We start from the raw sequence: 16,064 nt of genomic DNA on the forward strand, positions 1-16,064 counted from the left end.
TCCTGCCGGTACTCCGGGGTGTACTTCTTCCTTGACGAACTCACAATGAACATCCTCTCCTACGGACACAAGATCCGCACTAATCGGGTGTCCACTAAACGAGGGTAACCTCACTGAGCTCTGCGTTAGGGGTTGATGCTTCTTGGGTTCTAAGGTCGTGGAGCAGTTCCTCGGTGAGAGTTCGTTGCGGTTGGGCGGTCAACGAACCCCGGAGCTTAAGGGCTACTGACTGCCTTTAGACCGCTTTTTCACCAGTACTATGCCGCCGACAATAAAGAGTGCGGCGAGCACGAGAACCCAACCGATATTGGCACCCGTAGAGGCTAGTGCGCCGTTGTGGGAGCTGGAAGAGCCTCCGCCGGATCTGGAGCTTGGACCAGAGCCACTGCCTGCGCCCTTAGCAGTAGTGGACTTGGTGGAGCCGTCCGACTTCCCAGCGCCATTTCCCATGGATGCCTTAGCGCCCGCATTCGATCCAGATGAGTTAGTTGCCTTGGACTTATCGGACCCCGGCTTATTAGTGCCGGTGCTATTCGAGCCGTTATCTGGCTTGGTAGCGCCTGGCTGCTTAACCTTCGAGGAGTCTGCGGGCTTGTTGTTTTCCTTATCTCTTTCTTTGTCGGTGTCCTTTCCACCGGGCTGGGTGGTTGAATCGCCCACGAGGAAGGTCACGGTGTGCCAGTCGGTGAGTTTGTCGCCGTCGTTGTTGACGGTGCGCATGTCCATTTCGTAGCGGCCTGGTTCGGTAAAAATCCAGTGCGCGTGGACATGGAAAGGACCATCCTCAACGCCTTTGATCGTATGGGTGCCGTTGCTATCGGCTAAGGTGCGTGCCGGCGTGTTTAGGGAGGCAGTGTGGCCGGCCCACCATTTTCCGTCCGTAGGCGCCGACTTAGGGCGAACTTCGATCGCGGCGTCACGGTAGTCTTGCCCCACCTTGATCGTGTCCCACCCCGGCCACACAGCGTCGTGGTCCTGTTGCAATGGTAGGTGGTAGATCGTTGAGCCAGTCTTTACCATTCCGGTAAAAGACAGCGTCTTAGCCAGGGAGTCAGCGACCGTCACGCGGCGGGCATCGTGAATGCGCAGCGCTACGTCTTCAGGCACGTTGTGTTGGTCGTCTTCGTTGACATAGAAGCCGAGCTTGTTGTCCACAACCTTTGGCCCGAAGTCGATGTGGCCCTTGGTAATCTCGCGCTTCTTAGACGGTTCTGCGCTGGGAGCAGGTTCCGTTGTCTCTGGGCTTGGTTCCTTCGACGGTGTGGTGCTTTCCGTGCCGTTGGAGTCGCCTTCAGTGGCACTGTCGTTCCCAGTAGTGGGTGGGGCAGCAGATGATGAATCCTCGGTAGCTACCTTGAAGCGCAGAACAGCCTTTTTCGCAGGCTTACCGTCTTTTTCTGCGACCGTGACACCAACTTCATACGTACCGGGTTTGTTGAATGCCCAGTTGAGGTGTATGTGTTCTGCGGTTTCGGTGGTGTAGGAATGCGTGCCATCGCTGCCGGCAAGGCGCTGGTCCAGCCCGGTCTGATCAGCCTGGTATGCCAACCATTCGCCGTCCTTCGGGGCGCTGACGGGGGTGAAGGTAAAGGTGTAATTCTTCTTGGTGTCCTTGTAAGCATCCTCAGTGCTGAGCCCAGGCCACACTACACCGGTGCGCTGTGTCTCTGGCAGGACGTAGGCAGCGCTGCCTTTCTTTCCAAAGTGCGGAATGTCTTTGTTCAAAGTGGACTTGACCTGCTTTGGAACGGTGAAAAAGACATCGGAAGGCTTACGCCAGATTGCACCAATGTGGTACAGGTTCGTCTCGTCCTTGATGCCTAGGTGCAGCTCACCATCTTCGTGGATCGGGGCGATATCTACGTGACCCCGGTGCAGATTGAGCTCCTTGTGCGGGGTGTCTTTATCCTTCGGGTTCTGCGGCTTGGGTGAGGGGATCTTGGGAACAGAAGGCTTCGAGGTCGTGGAAGGCGAGGGATTCTTGGATGGGGCAGAGCCTTCTGATTCTTCCGAATCCTGCGGCTTCTCTGGGGCGTCGGAGTCTTCTGGCTTCTCCGATCCTTCTGGGTCCTGTGAATCCGTGGAGTCAGAAGCCTCAGCGAACGAGACGGTGGTCTCAGCGATCGGCTCATAAGCATCCTTGTGAGTATGGCTAAATAGCGAGGCGCCGGCGGCATCGGAGCGGGAGTCAGGAACGATGCGCAGCATGAGTTGGTATCCGGGTTGCTTACAACTGTCGATGAGTTGCCTGCTCGTTCTTTGCCCCGGCCCGGAAGTAAAGCCGATTTCGCAATCTGCAATAGCGTTCTGCGGCAGGCTGGTCATCGGTTCGCCATCTACTTTGTAGAAGCCGCCGGTAACGCGCACCGTGGTGCGGTCATCCTCGGGAGCTACGGTGATGTCGATATTACGGTCGCCCTCGCCGTACACTTTACTGGTGGAAACGGTGACATCAGAGCTCGTGATCTCAAGGGGATCGGTCTCAAACGGCTCTATCTCTTCCATCTCTGGGGTAGGAAGCTCGCCGCTTTTCGTTGTATAAGCTTCGGCATCTTCATCGTCCTTTTCCCCATCGGTGCTGGTCCAGAACTTTACGGGTTCGGATACCCAGCGAGGGCTTGGGGAATCATTGTCGGGGATAAAGATGGCTTGGAAGTTGGATTCTTCATCACCAATCATTTCATCCCACGAAGCCTTACCGCCTTCTACCTTGCGCTCGGCAAGGTAGTGGCCGTTGATGGTGAATACGGCGCGGCCGGAGTCTTTGGCATTGCCGGTATCGAGGGAGAGCGTGGTGAGGATGCCTTGCTTCGCGCCCTTTGTATCGGCCTTGGAGGGAGCCATCTTAAATATAGGAGCGTTGGACTCGGCCCCTTCGGAGCCTGAGTATTCAGACTTGGCGTCATTAAAGGCGGTATCAAGGTCGGTGATCGTGCGCTCGGCGGGGTTGGTTCCGCCTACCTGCCAGACCAAGGTTTGTGGCTCGGAGTGGATGAAAGTGCCATCCTTCTTTCGAGCCGAAGCGCGGTAGGTTATTTCGTAGTGGCCAGGACGGGTAAACGTCGTGGCGTTATGCGTGTGCGTGCCTGCATTGACCCAGGTGGTACGGAATCCCGGCTCGTGGGAGGACCAGAGGCGGTTCAGAGGATAGTTCTCGTCGCTGTAGGTAAACAGCTCCATGCGGCCGGGGCCCTTAAAATCAACGATTTCCATGTTGAAGGATTTATCGCGGAATTGATCGGTGGGAAGATCCGTGGCGGCACCGAACCCAGCCCAGATGGGCATGGTGTTTTTCGGGAAGCCTACTGCGGGGCCGCCGTAGTACATGAGCTGGTTTTTCTCGGCATTGAGAAACTCGAAGCGCGGGTCATCGGGAACGCGCCAGGCATAGGCTCCTAGGCCGCCATCGACGCGGCCGTGGCTGACCCAGTTGATCGTGTCCTCGATGGGGACTAGGCCCGCACTATTGGACATGAGTTTGAAGTTTCCGTCCTTCCACACCGCGTGCGGGGAATCTACGTGCGTTTGGGTGCGGACAAGTGGGGCGTCCTCAGCGAGGGCGAAGGGAGCGTGGAATAACGCGAGCGCCAAGGCCACGACTATGCTGGCAAGGCGCGGTAGTGAGGTGCGCAACGGCATAAGGTTCTCCCAAGGTTAGGTGCAGTGAACTTTTATATAGGTTGCGACGAATACTACACTATTGCAAACCGTTATCATTAGCGTTGTTGAAAATAGTGAACCTTTGCCCGCGAGCTGGGAAAGAAGATATAGAAAGTCCCTACCTCCGGTTGCGGAAGCGGGGACTGTGTAAAGCTGAGGAAAAGGAGCGGATAAGCGGAAGGCGGGCGAGTGACCGCAGTGCTGCTGAGCGGTTAAGATTTGTCGTCTGCGGTGTGGGTGGTGCCCTCGAATTGCCATCCCACGACGGCATTGCGAACGGCTGCCTTGAGGGGGTTAGCGGGTTGAATGCAGCTAATGGTCAGCAGCCTGCCTGGCATCGCCTCGTCTCCCCATACGCTTGAGTCCCCGGCTAGGCCTTGTTTATCGGGATCGTGAAGATCGGTTGCGGTGTAGGTGAGCCAGTTCTGGTCGGAATTCTTGGTGCGTAGGTACAGCTTGTCGCCGATGCTGACCTTGTGCTCGTTGGCAGCGCCATCGTAAAGCTTATTGAATACGGCAGGCACGCCGGCGCCGGTGTGCCCAGCGATAACGACGATATCGTCGGCATTTGTTCCCGGCAGGGAGTAGGGGCGGTCATCGGCAGTATAAGTGCAAGCCTTATCCATGGTGTCAGGGTTTATGGCGCCATCGACTACGCGGCACGTGCCATCCTCAAATTGCGCATGGACGTCGATGGCAGGGATATACATGTCTAGTGCCGCCGACGGTTCGATTACGGGAGATGTTTCTCCAGGGGCCTCGTTGGTTTCTAACCCTTTGGGTGGGCTTATGCTTTGCTCGGTCGTATTGATGCTGCGATCGATCGTGCTGATGACGAGGATCGTTGCAACGATGCCGGCTGAGACTCGAAGAACTCCGGAGGACGCCCATGCGCCTTTAAAGCGATCCCAAGGGGAAGAAGGGGCTTTTCGGTGCCTTGGAACTGAAGTCTCTTTTATTCTGCGATTCGGGTAACGGCTTTGGATGTGACGCGCGTGATGCTCTGCTTTCCGCCAATCGCGCTCTGTGGAATGGTGCCGGCCAGAGCCACCTTTGGGCCGGGAATTTTTATCAGCAACGCTAGAAGCATGGCCTGGAGTGTTGTGATTTAAGGATATAGTGTGGCGCGGTTGCGCTGCGGATAAGTGAGATCCCTTCCTCCGTGGGTGGTCTTGGTGCTCCACTGTGACCTCCGAGGAAACTAGGGACAATAGGGATGGGTGTGAACCCAGCTTAGAGTAATAATTTTCTTTTCCGGCTTATCGAGGTAGCGGTTGTTCCGGCTTATCGAGGTAGCGGTTGCGCTAACCGCTACGATAATCCGTGGTTCTCTTGTCCGTATAAGTAAAGCTAAATAAGGAAAATAAGAAACGGTGTCTCTCAACGAAGCTGCCAAGGGCGCATCCCTGAAAAAGGCCGCCCTGCTCGATCAATCATTTGCACGATTTTCTGTCCGCGCAATCCTCGCCGGTGTCTACTTGTGCATCGGTACCGTGTTTGCCGGCGTCGTAGGCCAAGCGGTAGAAGGCGTTGCCCCGGGCCTGGGGTCTGTGGCATTTGCCCTGTTCTTCGGCTTGGGCCTATTTGCCATCGTTATCCTCGGCGCTGAGCTGGCCACCGGCAATATGATGTACATGGTCTACGGGGCGATACAGAAGCACCTGTCCTGGGGCAAGGCCTTCTACGTACTGCTTATTACCACGATCTTTAACCTAGTCGGCGCCATCATCTTTGCCGCCGTCATCGGCATGTCCGCCAAGCTCGCGAATATGGATCCCTCGCACCTGTTGGTCACCATCTCTGAAGGCAAGCTGACCAAATCCCCGCAGGGAATGCTCGTAGAGGGCATGGCCGCAAACTTCGTGGTCAATATGGGCATCGTTAGCGCGGTCTTTGCCAAGGACGTTGTGTCGAAGTTCTTTGTTATCGTCCCGATCATCGGTATCTTCGTGGGCCTGGGTTTGGAGCACGTAATTGCCAATTTCTGCCTCTTTGCGCTTACCTTCTTCGGCAGCGATCCACTGCCGGCCGCACTGACAATTGGCAATGTTGCTCTCAACTGGGCGCTGGTGTGGATAGGCAACTTCATCGGCGGCGGCCTGCTCATCGGTGGGGTCTACGCCTGGCTCAATAATGGGCCGGAGGACTACCGCGACTAGGCCAGCGTGCCCGAATAAAGATTAAAGCGATCGGCGCGGGCAAAGCCCACTAGCGCCATGCCGGTTTCGCGCGCGGTCTCTACGGCAAGGGAGGAAGCAGCGCTGACGGCAACGAGCATGCCAAAACCTGCCATGGCGGCTTTTTGGACCAGCTCGAAACTGGCGCGCGAGCTCATGACCAAAATGAGGTCATCGGCGGGCAGGCGCTCTTCCATGAGCAGATTGCCAATGACCTTATCAGCGGCGTTGTGCCTGCCGATGTCCTCCCGGATGACCACCGGCTCACCCTCGAGGGTAAACGCGCCGGCGGCGTGGATTCCGCCGGTCTTGCGGAATTCCTTTTGGGCGGCGCGCAGTTTCTCCGGCAGCTGGACCACCAGCTGTGGGTCCACGGGGATATGGGGGATGGGGTAGCGAGACTTCTTCGTCAGCGCCTCGATAGAGGAGGTCCCGCACACGCCACAGGCGGACGTCGTCGTGGTCAGGCGAAGATCGCTCAAGCTCAGTGGGGTGTTCTTTACCAGCTCCAGGTCCAGCAGGTTATAGGTATTCATGCCTTCGACGGTGGCACCGGCGCAGTAGCGGGCAGTGGTGACATCGGAAAGCGCGGCAATATGCCCCTCGGAGTGGAGGAAACCGTGCGCCAATTCAATATCGTGGCCCGGGGTGCGCATGGTGGTGGTGATGGTCTGCCCGCCTACGCGAATCTCAAGCGGCTCCTCGCCGGCGACGGTATCGGCGCGGGTATCTACCTGCGCGTGCTCGCCCAGACGGACCTTCGTGACAGCAAACGTGGCATTCTTACGTCCAGCCATTACTTCAGCGCCTCCTTGAGGGTTTCGATATTTACCTTGGCTTCTGCCGTGCTTGCCGATGCCAACCCCACCACGAACGCCGTCAACGGTGCTGCCGGCCGCGATTGGGTATGGGCCACGTCCTTGGTTAGATCCAGTAGTTCTCGGGTCAGCGCCGTGGCCTCGTGGGGCTCGAGGTTTAATAGCCGTGCGGCTTCTTCAAGCCATTGGTGGGCGGTGCGGATCGGATCTTCGTTCTCGGTACTCATCTCAACTACTCCTCAATTATGTGGCGCTGCATCCGACTGTAATGAATGCAGCGGATTTATTTGGAAAACCGCAGGATATGGCGTAAAGTGTTCCCGCGTGCCTGCGCTACAACCGGTGCACGCGCAAAGCCCTGCGGGTTTTGCGTGCTGAACTGGCAAAACGCAGAGCCGAAAAAGAATTGAACATCAACTTTGTTGTAGGCCCCTCGCCGTTTATAGCGGACCGTTGTCTGAATCAAAGGGTGGCGAGCGCCTTGCGGTATTGACCGTGAGGAGCGTGAGTAGCCCGAAATCACACGGAAAACGCTTTGGTGAGCACGGGAACCGCAACGAGAAAGGTACACGGTCACTCATATGACTATGACTGATCCTATTGCCGACATGCTGTCGCGTGTGCGTAACGCAAGTAACGCACACCACGACGTCGTGTCGATGCCTACCTCCAAGTTGAAGGCAAACATTGCTGACATCTTGAAGCAGGAAGGCTACATCGCTGACTACACCGTTGAGGGCCACACCCTGTCCCTCGAGCTGAAGTACAACAACCGCGAGCGTTCCCTGTCTGGTCTGCGTCGCGTGTCTAAGCCGGGTCTGCGTGTGTATGCAAAGTCCACCGAACTGCCACAGGTCTTGGGCGGCCTGGGCGTGGCTATCATTTCCACGTCCCACGGTGTGCTGACTGACCGTCAGGCTGAGGAGAAGGGCGTAGGCGGAGAAGTTCTCGCCTACGTCTGGTAAAGGGAGGTTTGACACATGTCTCGAGTCGGTCTAGCACCGATCGCCGTACCAAACGGCGTCGAAATCAACATCAACGGCCAAGACGTTGAGGTCAAGGGCCCTAAGGGTACCCAGAGCGTAAACGTTCCGGATCCGATCACCATCAACGTGGAAGACGGCATCTTGACCGTTTCCCGCCCTGATGATCACCGCAAGCACCGTGCACTGCACGGCCTGTCCCGCTCGCTGCTCAACAGCGCCGTCATCGGCGTGACCGAGGGCTTCACCATCAAGATGGAAATCTTTGGTGTCGGCTACCGTGTGCAGCAAAAGGGCCAGGATCTGGAATTCAGCCTGGGCTATTCCCACCCGGTCCTCATCAAGGCTCCGGAGGGAATCACCTTCGCAGTGGACGGCAACACCAAGCTGTCCATTACCGGTATTGACAAGCAACTAGTCGGACAGATCGCCGCTAATATCCGTCGCCTGCGTAAGGACGATCCTTATAAGGGCAAGGGTATTCGCTACGAAGGCGAGCAGATCCGTCGCAAGGTCGGAAAGACGGGTAAGTAAGCAATGGCAAACACTGAAAACACGAAGCGCACTCCAGTCGGCAAGGACATTTCTTCTCGTCGTCGCGAAGCACGCGCACGCCGCCACTTCCGTATCCGTAAGACCCTGCGTGGCACCCCTGAGTCCCCGCGCTTGGTCCTGCACCGCTCTTCGCGCCACATGCACGTCCAGGTCATCGATGACTTGGCAGGCCACACCCTGGTTTCCGCATCCTCCATGGAAGCGGACATCCGTGCATTCGAGGGCGATAAGAAGGCAAAGGCTGCCAAGGTGGGCGAACTGATTGCTGAGCGCGCCAAGGCCGCTGGCATTGAGCAGGTCGTCTTTGACCGCGCAGGCTACAAGTACCACGGCCGCGTCGCTGCGCTGGCAGACGCCGCACGTGAAGGTGGTCTGAAGTTCTAATGATCATCGTCAACGGAAACATCAACGGAAGGATCGCGTAATGTCGGACCGTGAACAGCGTGACGGCGGACGCTCCGCCGAGAACAACAAGAACAACCGCGGCGGCAACGGCCGTCGCAACGATCGTCGTAACCAGCAGGACAACGAGCGCGATAAGTACATCGAGCGCGTTGTGACCATCAACCGCGTCTCCAAGACCGTTAAGGGCGGCCGCAACATGTCCTTCACCGCTCTCGTCGTCGTTGGTGACGGCCAGGGTCAGGTAGGCGTTGGCTACGGCAAGGCTAAGGAAGTTCCGGCTGCAATCCAGAAGGGTGCAGAAGAGGCTCGCAAGAACTTCTTCCGCGTACCTATGGTTGCCGGCACCATCACCCACCCGGTCGAGGGTCGCGACGCAGCGGGCATCGTCATGATGAAGCCCGCCGCTCCTGGTACTGGTGTCATCGCCGGCGGTGCTGCTCGTCCAGTGCTCGAATGCGCTGGCGTGCAGGACATTCTGTCGAAGTCCCTGGGCTCCGACAATGCACTCAACGTCGTCCGCGCTACCGTGGACGGCCTCAAGCAGCTGGTTCGCCCCGAAGAGGTTGCCGCACGCCGTGGCAAGTCCCTCGAAGAGGTCACCCCGGCCCGTATGCTGCGCAAGCGCGCAGGTCAGGAGGCATAAACAATGGCTCTGAAGATTACACAGGTAAAGGGCCTGGTGGGCACCAAGCCGAACCACCGCAAGAACATTGAGGCTCTGGGCCTCAAGCGCATCGGTCAGTCCGTAGTTAAGCAGGACACCCCGATCATCCGCGGTATGGTTCACAAGGTTCGCCACCTGGTCACCGTCGAAGAAGTGGCAGGGGAGTAAACCATGGCTGATATCATCAAGCTGCACGACCTGCGCCCAACCGCAGGAGCAAATAAGCCCAAGACCCGCGTCGGCCGCGGTGAGGCATCCAAGGGTAAGACCGCTGGTCGCGGTACCAAGGGTACCGGCGCTCGTAAGCAGGTTCCCGCTGCTTTCGAGGGTGGACAGATGCCCATCCACATGCGTCTGCCTAAGCTCAAGGGATTCAAGAACCCGAACCACGTTGAGTACCAGGTTGTTAACGTGGCTGACTTGGCCGAGAAGTTTGCCGATGGCGGCGACATCACCGTCGCTGACATCGCAGCTGCTGGCCTCGTCCGCGCTAACCAGCCGGTCAAGGTTCTGGGCAGCGGCGACATCAACGTTAAGTTGAACGTCACCGCAGACAAGTTCTCCAAGTCCGCTGTAGAAAAGATTGAGGCTGCTGGCGGTTCCGCCAACACCAAATAATCTGGACTAGAGAATAGCTACACCCCCTTTCCTCGCACCTAGCGTGCGGGGCGAGGGGGTGTAGTCGATCTGTCGCAGCTATCCCAGCCGGATAACTCGGAGACCGCGCAGGTGGCCCAGGCGCAGTAATTGCCTGCGCGCGCGGCAGTCACCTGCGCGCGCCGCTGAACCGGCCCGGGAGCTGGGTTAAGCGACAAAAAGGGGTGGAACGCTCGTGAAAGCGTTCCACCCTTCAGTGATTGTGGGAGGCCGTCTTAAGCCTCGTCCACGGTCTTTTCAAAGAGGCCGGGGAAGCGGTCGTCCGGGTCCGTTACCGCTTTGATCGCATCCGGGAGCTTTCCGCCATAGAGGTCCTCGAACCTCTCGCGGGAGTAGAAGGCCTCGGAATACAGCGACTTGTGGCCGCCCAAGTCATTGACCTTTTCTTCAATAACGCGGTTGAAGGCGCCATTGCCGGGGGCGCTGGGATCGACGTGATCGCCATCCACGCCGGACCAAAAACCGACGTTGACCCACGTCTTGCCGGGGCGCAGCGGGTAGAGCGGCCAGGGATCTTGGGACTCGGCGGCAATATCACCGGTGCCTACGAGCTCGCCCACGCCATCGCGCAGGCGGATGGGGCACAGCCACACAGGCTGGATATCGGAGGCCTGGAAGAACCAGTGGAGGAAATCCGGGAGGTTTTCCGGGGTGACCTCGATATCTTGGACAACACGCTCGGCGCGCGGCTTGCCGTGCGGCTTTTTGATGAAGTTGTACTCCAGCTCGTACTTGCGGTCCAAGCGCACCAGCTTCCAGTAGAAGGAGCTGCGGCGCAGCTCGCGCGGCCACACCTTGCGGACCTTGGGGTTCTGGGCGCCAAACGCGCGCGAGCACCAGAACCAGTCAGTATCCCAGCGCCAGATATAGTCGCGGATGGTGAGCCGGTCGCGCCGCATGCCCTGGGCGTGCTGCAGGCTGCGGTAATAGATCTTATCCCGCGTGTAATCGGAGGTAGGGCCTTCCTCATCGGTGAAGCGGGCAAAGACGAGGTAGGCCTCGTCCTCAGAAAAGACCACACCGTCTAGCCCATCGACGGTCTCACCCTCGTGGGTGTGGTTAACGGAGACATCGGCAAGCACGCGGCTTGCCTCCTCCGCCGTGTGGAAACGCTGCTCGCGCAGCTCCACGTAGGGAGGCACGGGCTCGAGCTCAATCTTGAGGCGCACCGCGTAGCCCAAAGAACCATAGGAATTGGGAAAGAGGCGGAAGAGATCGACGTTCTGCTCACGCGAGCAGGTGAGGATCTCACCGGTGCCGGTGAGGATATCCATCTCGATGACGGACTCGTGCGGCAGGCCGTTGCGGAAGCTGGTGGACTCCACGCCCATGCCGGTCACAGCGCCACCTAGGGTGATGGTCTTCAGCTGCGGCACCACAAACGGCATGAGGCCGTGCGGGAGGGTGGCATCGACTAAGTCCTCGTAGGTGCACATGCCCTGGACATCGGCGGTGCGGGCGAGGGGATCGACCTCGATGACCCCGCCCAAGCCGGAGACATCGAGGCCTACCTGATTCTCGCTGCGGCCGCGGAAGAGGTTAGAAGTTTTCTTGGCCAAGCGCACGCGCTTGCCGGCGGGAACCTCGCGGAAGCTGCGCAACAAGGTGTCTACGCCTGCGCGGTGGGCCTGCCAGCCCACGGGCTCGATGCGCACGGCGTCGACTGGGCGCGGCTGCAAAGCAGAAACGCGCTCGCGCAATTGATCCAAAAGGGTCATAGTGGGCTCCTTTTAAAAGCGGCTGTCTTCCCACCACCGGCGCTCAGGCACGCCGGCGCGGGAGCCGGCTTCACCAAGCTTGATGCCCAAGAAGTGGTAGAGGTTAATGATATTGCGCTCGAAGCCCCACTCCGAGCCGGCCATGTAGATGCCGTAGAGGCGGGCGGTGGGTAGGCCGACCAGATCGCAGGCCTCTTCCCAGTTTTCCTTCAAGTTCTCGCACCATTCGTGCAGGGTGCGCATGTAATCGAAGCGCAGGGACTCGGTGTGGAAGACCTCGAAGCCATTGTCCTGCATGGCCTTGGTGACGTTACCAGAGCCGGTGAGCTCGCCGTCGGGGAAGATGTAGCGGTCGATGAACCCGCCCTTGGGCGTCTTGTGGTTATCCGGGTAGGTGATGTTGTGGTTCAACATCAACCCACCGACCTTGAGCTTGCTGTACATGAACTTGAAGAAGTCATTGTAATTCTGCACGCCGATGTGCTCGATGATGCCGATGGCGGAGATGGCATCGAAGCCTTGTTCTTTGACATCGCGGTAGTCCATGAAGCGGACCTCGGCCAGATCCTGCAGGCCTTCTTCCTCAATCTTCTTTTGGCCCCACTCGGCCTGCTCTTGCGACAAGGTCACGCCGATGGACTTCACGCCGCGGCGAGCGGCGTAGCGCACCATGCCTCCCCAGCCACAGCCCACGTCCAGGTGGGTGTCGCCTTCCTTTAGGCGCAGCTTGTCAAAGATGAGGCGGTACTTGTTTTCCTGTGCCTCCTCCAACGTGGCATCCGGGGTGGGGAAGTAGGCGCAGGTATAGGTCATGGAATCGCCCAAGAAGAGCTCGTAGAAGTCATTGCCCACGTCGTAGTGATCAGAAATGACGTCGGCATCGCGCTCCTTGGAGTGCTTGGACAGGCCGTCGTGCAGCTTACGGCGCAGCCAAGAGGCGCGCTCTACCTCAGGCACCGGCTGGATGTGGAAGGCGCCCATGGAAGCCAGCGAGCGAACCACGCGGGCCAAGTCTTTAGCGCCAGGCTTTTCAAACTTGTCATACATGGCGTGCAGGGCATTGAAGATGCCGTACGGGTGGGCGGGGTGCTCACCTTCTACAGAGATGCCATCGGTGACGTAGGCGCGGGCGAATCCGACGTCGCCTGGGTGGGTGGCGATATAAGCAAGTCCGCCAAGGCTATTGATGGTGACCTTGTATTCGGCATCGACAGGGCCGGTGGCCGAGCCATCAAAGGCCTCCCAGCGGAACGGGTTGGGACTAGGGATGAAGACGTCGATGATCTCAGCAACGGTCATCGGCGTGAATTTTTTGCTCATTCAGACTTCTTTCGCAATGTTGGGTTCACACCAATAACGACCTTGGTGTTTAGGGATCGCAAGGCCGGAATACTACGGGTAGAAAATTGCGCAGGGCAATAATTAACATGGTAAACCCCTAGCGGAATAAGCGCGAAAGAAAAGGCAATCATTGTCACATAATGCGGGTTAGATGTGGCTCGCAGTTATATGGCTGGTAGGGTTATGGGGTCAAAAGTGTTCCACCGTTCCTTTGGGACTCCTAGTCTTTACTTCATAACGCCGTGTGAGAAAGATGTGGAGCCCTGAGGGGGCCAACGAGTGTCCACCTCCGTGTGTTGCTGCAATAAGAATCCTTAAGATTCGCGTGTGGCAGTGACAGCGGTAGGCCAGGAGGATTTTGTAGTGTCCGCCATTTTGCAGGCTTTTAAGGATGTCGACCTACGCAAGAAGATCGTCTTCACCGTCGTGATGATCATTGCGTACCGCATCGGTGCACAGATCCCGTCGCCGGGTGTAGATTACGCGTCAATTGCAGGACGCTTGCGTCAACTGACAGAGGAATCAGGAGACCTGTACTCCGTGATTAACCTGTTTTCTGGTGGCGCCCTATTGCAGCTGTCGATCTTCGCCATCGGCATCATGCCCTACATTACGGCTTCCATCATCGTGCAGCTGCTGACCGTGGTCATCCCACGCTTTGAGCAGCTGAAGAAGGAAGGTCAATCTGGGCAGGCGAAAATGACCCAGTACACCCGCTACCTCACGCTCGCCTTGGCGCTGTTACAATCCTCTGGCATCGTCGCGCTGGCGGACCGCGAGCAGCTGCTGGGCCAGGGCGTGCCGGTCTTAGCGGAAGACCGCAATTTCTTCACCCTCATCCTGCTGGTGGTGACGATGACCTCCGGCGCCGTCCTCGTGATGTGGATGGGCGAACTGATTACGGAAAAGGGCATTGGCAACGGCATGTCCCTGCTCATTTTCGCTGGTATTGCTACGCGCCTGCCTACCGATGGCATGAATATCCTGCAAAACAACGGCGGCATGGTCTTTGCCATGGTGCTGGTCGGCCTTATTGTCTTGGTCGTCGGCATTACCTTCATCGAGCAGGGCCAGCGCCGCATTCCGGTGCAGTACGCCAAGCGCATGGTGGGCCGTCGCCAGTACGGTGGCTCTTCCACCTACTTGCCGCTCAAGGTCAACCAGGCCGGCGTTATCCCAGTCATCTTCGCCTCCTCGCTTATCTATATGCCGGTGCTGATCACGCAGATCGTCAACTCCAGCTCCGTGAACACCCCGGATAACTGGTGGCAGCGCAATGTCATTGCGCACCTGCAGGCGCCGTCGTCCTGGCAGTACATCGTCTTGTACTTCCTGCTGACCATTTTCTTCGCGTACTTCTACGTTTCGGTGCAGTACGACCCCGCCGAGCAAGCGGATAACATGAAGAAGTACGGTGGCTTCATCCCAGGCATCCGCCCGGGTCGCCCCACTGCGGAGTACCTCGGCTTTGTCATGAACCGTCTGCTGAGCGTCGGTGCACTGTACTTGGCGTTGATCGCCATCTTGCCTAATATCCTCTTGGACCTGGGCGTCGGCCACTCTTCTGCTAACGGAACCTCCGCCTTTGGTGGTACGGCCATCTTGATTATGGTCTCCGTTGCGTTGACCACGGTCAAGCAAATTGAATCCCAACTTCTCCAATCCAACTACGAAGGACTACTGAAATAATGCGTCTTGTACTTCTCGGCCCTCCCGGTGCTGGCAAAGGCACCCAAGCGGCAATCCTGAGTGAAAAGCTCGGCGTCCCGCACATCTCCACCGGCGATCTCTTCCGCGCCAATATTGGCGAGGGCACCCCGCTCGGTGTAGAGGCAAAGTCCTATATCGATGCGGGCAAGCTCGTGCCTACCGATGTCACCGCGCGCATGGTAGAAGAGCGCCTCAGCCAAGACGACGCCAAGAACGGCTTCCTCTTGGACGGATTCCCGCGCACCACCGAGCAGGCAGATATCTTGGAAGAGCTGTTGTCCAAGAAGGGCGAAAAGCTCGATGGCGTATTGAACTTCGAGGTTTCTGAAGACGTCGTTGTTGAGCGCATGATGGCCCGCGGCCGCGCCGACGATAACGAGGAAACCATCCGCACCCGACTGGGTGTCTACCGCGATGAGACCTTCCCGCTCATCGAGCACTACGGCGATGCCATCATCCCCATCAAGGCAGAAGGCTCCGTCGAAGAAATCAACGCCCGCACTATGGAAGCGCTGGGCAAGTAATGGCTTTTCGGCGCCGCACCAAGCGCATCCCCGCCCGCACCGCAGGCGAGCTGGATGCCATGCAGGCGGCTGGCGAGATCGTCGGCAAGACGCTGCAGGCAGTTCGCGCCGCAGCGGCGCCGGGAGTGAGCACGCTGGAGCTCGATGCGGTGGCGGAACAAACTATCCGCGCTGCCGGTGCTACCCCTACCTTCAAGGGCTACGAGGGGTTTCCGGGCTCCATCTGTTCTTCCGTCAACGATGTCATTGTGCACGGCATCCCCGATGCAAAGACACTGCTTGCCGATGGCGATCTCCTCTCCATCGACTGCGGTGCCACCCTAGATGGTTGGGTAGGAGATAGCGCGTGGTCCTTTCCCATCGGTGAACCGGACCCGGACGTTGCGGCGTTGAATGCGGCGACTGAGTGGGTGCTCATGGAAGGGCTGCAAGCGATGGTCCCGGGCAACCGCCTGACGGACGTGTCCCACGCCTTGGAGCAGGCAACCTATCGCGCTGAAGATAAGTTTGGCGTATCCCTCTATATCGTGGACGGTTACGGCGGCCATGGAATTGGTCGGACCATGCACGAAGAACCCTATTTGGAAAATGAGGGAAAGCCTGGACGCGGGCCCCTCATTCAGGAGGGTTCTGTCCTAGCTATTGAACCCATGCTCACTTTGGGCACCGTCGATAGTGCGGTGCTGGAAGATGACTGGACGGTGGTCACGCTCGATGGCTCCACTGCCGCCCACTGGGAGCATACGGTAGCCGCGACGGCGGACGGCCCCCGCATTCTCACCAGGCGCTCCTGATATACATTCCTAGAAATCGCCTCTCAAACTAGGCGATAATCCCCTGAAAGGTTTATAC

Annotated in this window: 16 protein-coding genes; 10 read left to right on the plus strand and 6 right to left on the minus strand. The window is 58.2% G+C overall.

The window, feature by feature from the left end:
• Nucleotides 1-222 precede the first annotated feature (222 nt).
• Nucleotides 223-3,639, minus strand: a complete 3,417-nt coding sequence (locus ABRP93_RS09015; RefSeq protein ID WP_349887722.1) for a choice-of-anchor M domain-containing protein — start codon at nt 3,637-3,639, stop codon at nt 223-225.
• Nucleotides 3,640-3,872: 233 nt separating this feature from the next.
• The gene (locus ABRP93_RS09020; RefSeq protein WP_349887723.1) at nt 3,873-4,370 is read right to left on the minus strand and encodes a sortase domain-bontaining protein; all 498 of its coding nucleotides are present in this window, start codon (nt 4,368-4,370) and stop codon (nt 3,873-3,875) included.
• A gap of 663 nt (nt 4,371-5,033) precedes the next feature.
• Here ABRP93_RS09020 and ABRP93_RS09025 point away from each other — a divergent pair.
• Nucleotides 5,034-5,819 (plus strand): formate/nitrite transporter family protein, encoded by a 786-nt coding sequence (locus tag ABRP93_RS09025; protein WP_349887724.1) that lies wholly within the window; start codon nt 5,034-5,036, stop codon nt 5,817-5,819.
• Here the strand turns inward: ABRP93_RS09025 and fdhD are convergent.
• Together fdhD and ABRP93_RS09035 are read right to left on the minus strand one after the other, a co-directional pair.
• Entirely contained in the window at nt 5,816-6,634 is an 819-nt protein-coding gene (gene fdhD, locus ABRP93_RS09030) for a formate dehydrogenase accessory sulfurtransferase FdhD (RefSeq protein ID WP_023025202.1), read from the minus strand. The genes ABRP93_RS09025 and fdhD overlap by 4 nt on opposite strands.
• Entirely contained in the window at nt 6,634-6,882 is a 249-nt protein-coding gene (locus ABRP93_RS09035) for a DUF6457 domain-containing protein (RefSeq protein ID WP_005276987.1), read from the minus strand. Before ABRP93_RS09035 ends, fdhD begins: the two co-directional genes overlap by 1 nt.
• A 354-nt stretch (nt 6,883-7,236) precedes the next feature.
• Between ABRP93_RS09035 and rpsH the strand changes: the two genes are divergently transcribed.
• From rpsH to rplO, 6 genes are read left to right on the plus strand one after another with little or no spacing between them, the layout of a single operon-like run.
• Entirely contained in the window at nt 7,237-7,620 is a 384-nt protein-coding gene (rpsH, locus tag ABRP93_RS09040; protein ID WP_005276990.1) for a 30S ribosomal protein S8, read from the plus strand.
• Between the two features lie 15 nt (nt 7,621-7,635).
• Nucleotides 7,636-8,172, plus strand: coding sequence for a 50S ribosomal protein L6 (gene rplF / locus ABRP93_RS09045; protein WP_023025203.1), 537 nt, complete (start codon nt 7,636-7,638; stop codon nt 8,170-8,172).
• 3 nt (nt 8,173-8,175) lie between these two features.
• Complete coding sequence (gene rplR / locus ABRP93_RS09050) at nt 8,176-8,577, plus strand: 50S ribosomal protein L18 (protein WP_023025204.1); 402 nt, start codon at nt 8,176-8,178, stop codon at nt 8,575-8,577.
• Between the two features lie 40 nt (nt 8,578-8,617).
• Nucleotides 8,618-9,241, plus strand: a complete 624-nt coding sequence (gene rpsE, locus ABRP93_RS09055; RefSeq protein ID WP_023025205.1) for a 30S ribosomal protein S5 — start codon at nt 8,618-8,620, stop codon at nt 9,239-9,241.
• A 3-nt stretch (nt 9,242-9,244) separates the two neighbouring features.
• Nucleotides 9,245-9,430 (plus strand): 50S ribosomal protein L30, encoded by a 186-nt coding sequence (gene rpmD / locus ABRP93_RS09060; RefSeq protein WP_005276997.1) that lies wholly within the window; start codon nt 9,245-9,247, stop codon nt 9,428-9,430.
• A 3-nt stretch (nt 9,431-9,433) separates the two neighbouring features.
• On the plus strand, nt 9,434-9,880 hold the full coding sequence (gene rplO, locus ABRP93_RS09065) for a 50S ribosomal protein L15 (RefSeq protein ID WP_005277000.1): 447 nt from the start codon (nt 9,434-9,436) through the stop codon (nt 9,878-9,880).
• Nucleotides 9,881-10,134: 254 nt separating this feature from the next.
• Here the strand turns inward: rplO and ABRP93_RS09070 are convergent, their stop codons facing one another.
• The gene (locus tag ABRP93_RS09070; RefSeq protein ID WP_023025206.1) at nt 10,135-11,637 is read right to left on the minus strand and encodes an FAD-binding oxidoreductase; all 1,503 of its coding nucleotides are present in this window, start codon (nt 11,635-11,637) and stop codon (nt 10,135-10,137) included.
• Between the two features lie 12 nt (nt 11,638-11,649).
• Nucleotides 11,650-12,957, minus strand: a complete 1,308-nt coding sequence (locus tag ABRP93_RS09075; protein ID WP_349887725.1) for a class I SAM-dependent methyltransferase — start codon at nt 12,955-12,957, stop codon at nt 11,650-11,652.
• Nucleotides 12,958-13,341: 384 nt separating this feature from the next.
• Between ABRP93_RS09075 and secY the strand changes: the two genes are divergently transcribed.
• The 3 genes from secY to map are packed head-to-tail and all read left to right on the plus strand — an operon-like array spanning nt 13,342 to nt 16,006.
• Nucleotides 13,342-14,667, plus strand: a complete 1,326-nt coding sequence (secY, locus tag ABRP93_RS09080) for a preprotein translocase subunit SecY (protein WP_349887726.1) — start codon at nt 13,342-13,344, stop codon at nt 14,665-14,667.
• Entirely contained in the window at nt 14,667-15,212 is a 546-nt protein-coding gene (locus tag ABRP93_RS09085) for an adenylate kinase (protein ID WP_023025209.1), read from the plus strand. The genes secY and ABRP93_RS09085 overlap by 1 nt, the downstream gene beginning before the upstream one ends.
• Complete coding sequence (map, locus tag ABRP93_RS09090) at nt 15,212-16,006, plus strand: type I methionyl aminopeptidase (RefSeq protein WP_023025210.1); 795 nt, start codon at nt 15,212-15,214, stop codon at nt 16,004-16,006. The genes ABRP93_RS09085 and map overlap by 1 nt, the downstream gene beginning before the upstream one ends.
• Nucleotides 16,007-16,064: the final 58 nt, after the last annotated feature.

Source organism: Corynebacterium sp. KPL2850 (genome assembly GCF_040225855.1).
Lineage (GTDB): Bacteria > Actinomycetota > Actinomycetes > Mycobacteriales > Mycobacteriaceae > Corynebacterium.

Coding starts and splice junctions, on each gene's coding strand:
- ABRP93_RS09015 (WP_349887722.1), bottom strand. CDS start 3,639: ATGCCGTTGCGCACCTCACTACCGCGCCTTGCCAGCATAGTCGTGGCC.
- ABRP93_RS09020 (WP_349887723.1), bottom strand. CDS start 4,370: ATGTATATCCCTGCCATCGACGTCCATGCGCAATTTGAGGATGGCACG.
- fdhD (WP_023025202.1), bottom strand. CDS start 6,634: ATGGCTGGACGTAAGAATGCCACGTTTGCTGTCACGAAGGTCCGTCTG.
- ABRP93_RS09035 (WP_005276987.1), bottom strand. CDS start 6,882: ATGAGTACCGAGAACGAAGATCCGATCCGCACCGCCCACCAATGGCTT.
- rpsH (WP_005276990.1), top strand. CDS start 7,237: ATGACTATGACTGATCCTATTGCCGACATGCTGTCGCGTGTGCGTAAC.
- rplF (WP_023025203.1), top strand. CDS start 7,636: ATGTCTCGAGTCGGTCTAGCACCGATCGCCGTACCAAACGGCGTCGAA.
- rplR (WP_023025204.1), top strand. CDS start 8,176: ATGGCAAACACTGAAAACACGAAGCGCACTCCAGTCGGCAAGGACATT.
- rpsE (WP_023025205.1), top strand. CDS start 8,618: ATGTCGGACCGTGAACAGCGTGACGGCGGACGCTCCGCCGAGAACAAC.
- rpmD (WP_005276997.1), top strand. CDS start 9,245: ATGGCTCTGAAGATTACACAGGTAAAGGGCCTGGTGGGCACCAAGCCG.
- rplO (WP_005277000.1), top strand. CDS start 9,434: ATGGCTGATATCATCAAGCTGCACGACCTGCGCCCAACCGCAGGAGCA.
- ABRP93_RS09070 (WP_023025206.1), bottom strand. CDS start 11,637: ATGACCCTTTTGGATCAATTGCGCGAGCGCGTTTCTGCTTTGCAGCCG.
- ABRP93_RS09075 (WP_349887725.1), bottom strand. CDS start 12,957: ATGAGCAAAAAATTCACGCCGATGACCGTTGCTGAGATCATCGACGTC.
- ABRP93_RS09085 (WP_023025209.1), top strand. CDS start 14,667: ATGCGTCTTGTACTTCTCGGCCCTCCCGGTGCTGGCAAAGGCACCCAA.
- map (WP_023025210.1), top strand. CDS start 15,212: ATGGCTTTTCGGCGCCGCACCAAGCGCATCCCCGCCCGCACCGCAGGC.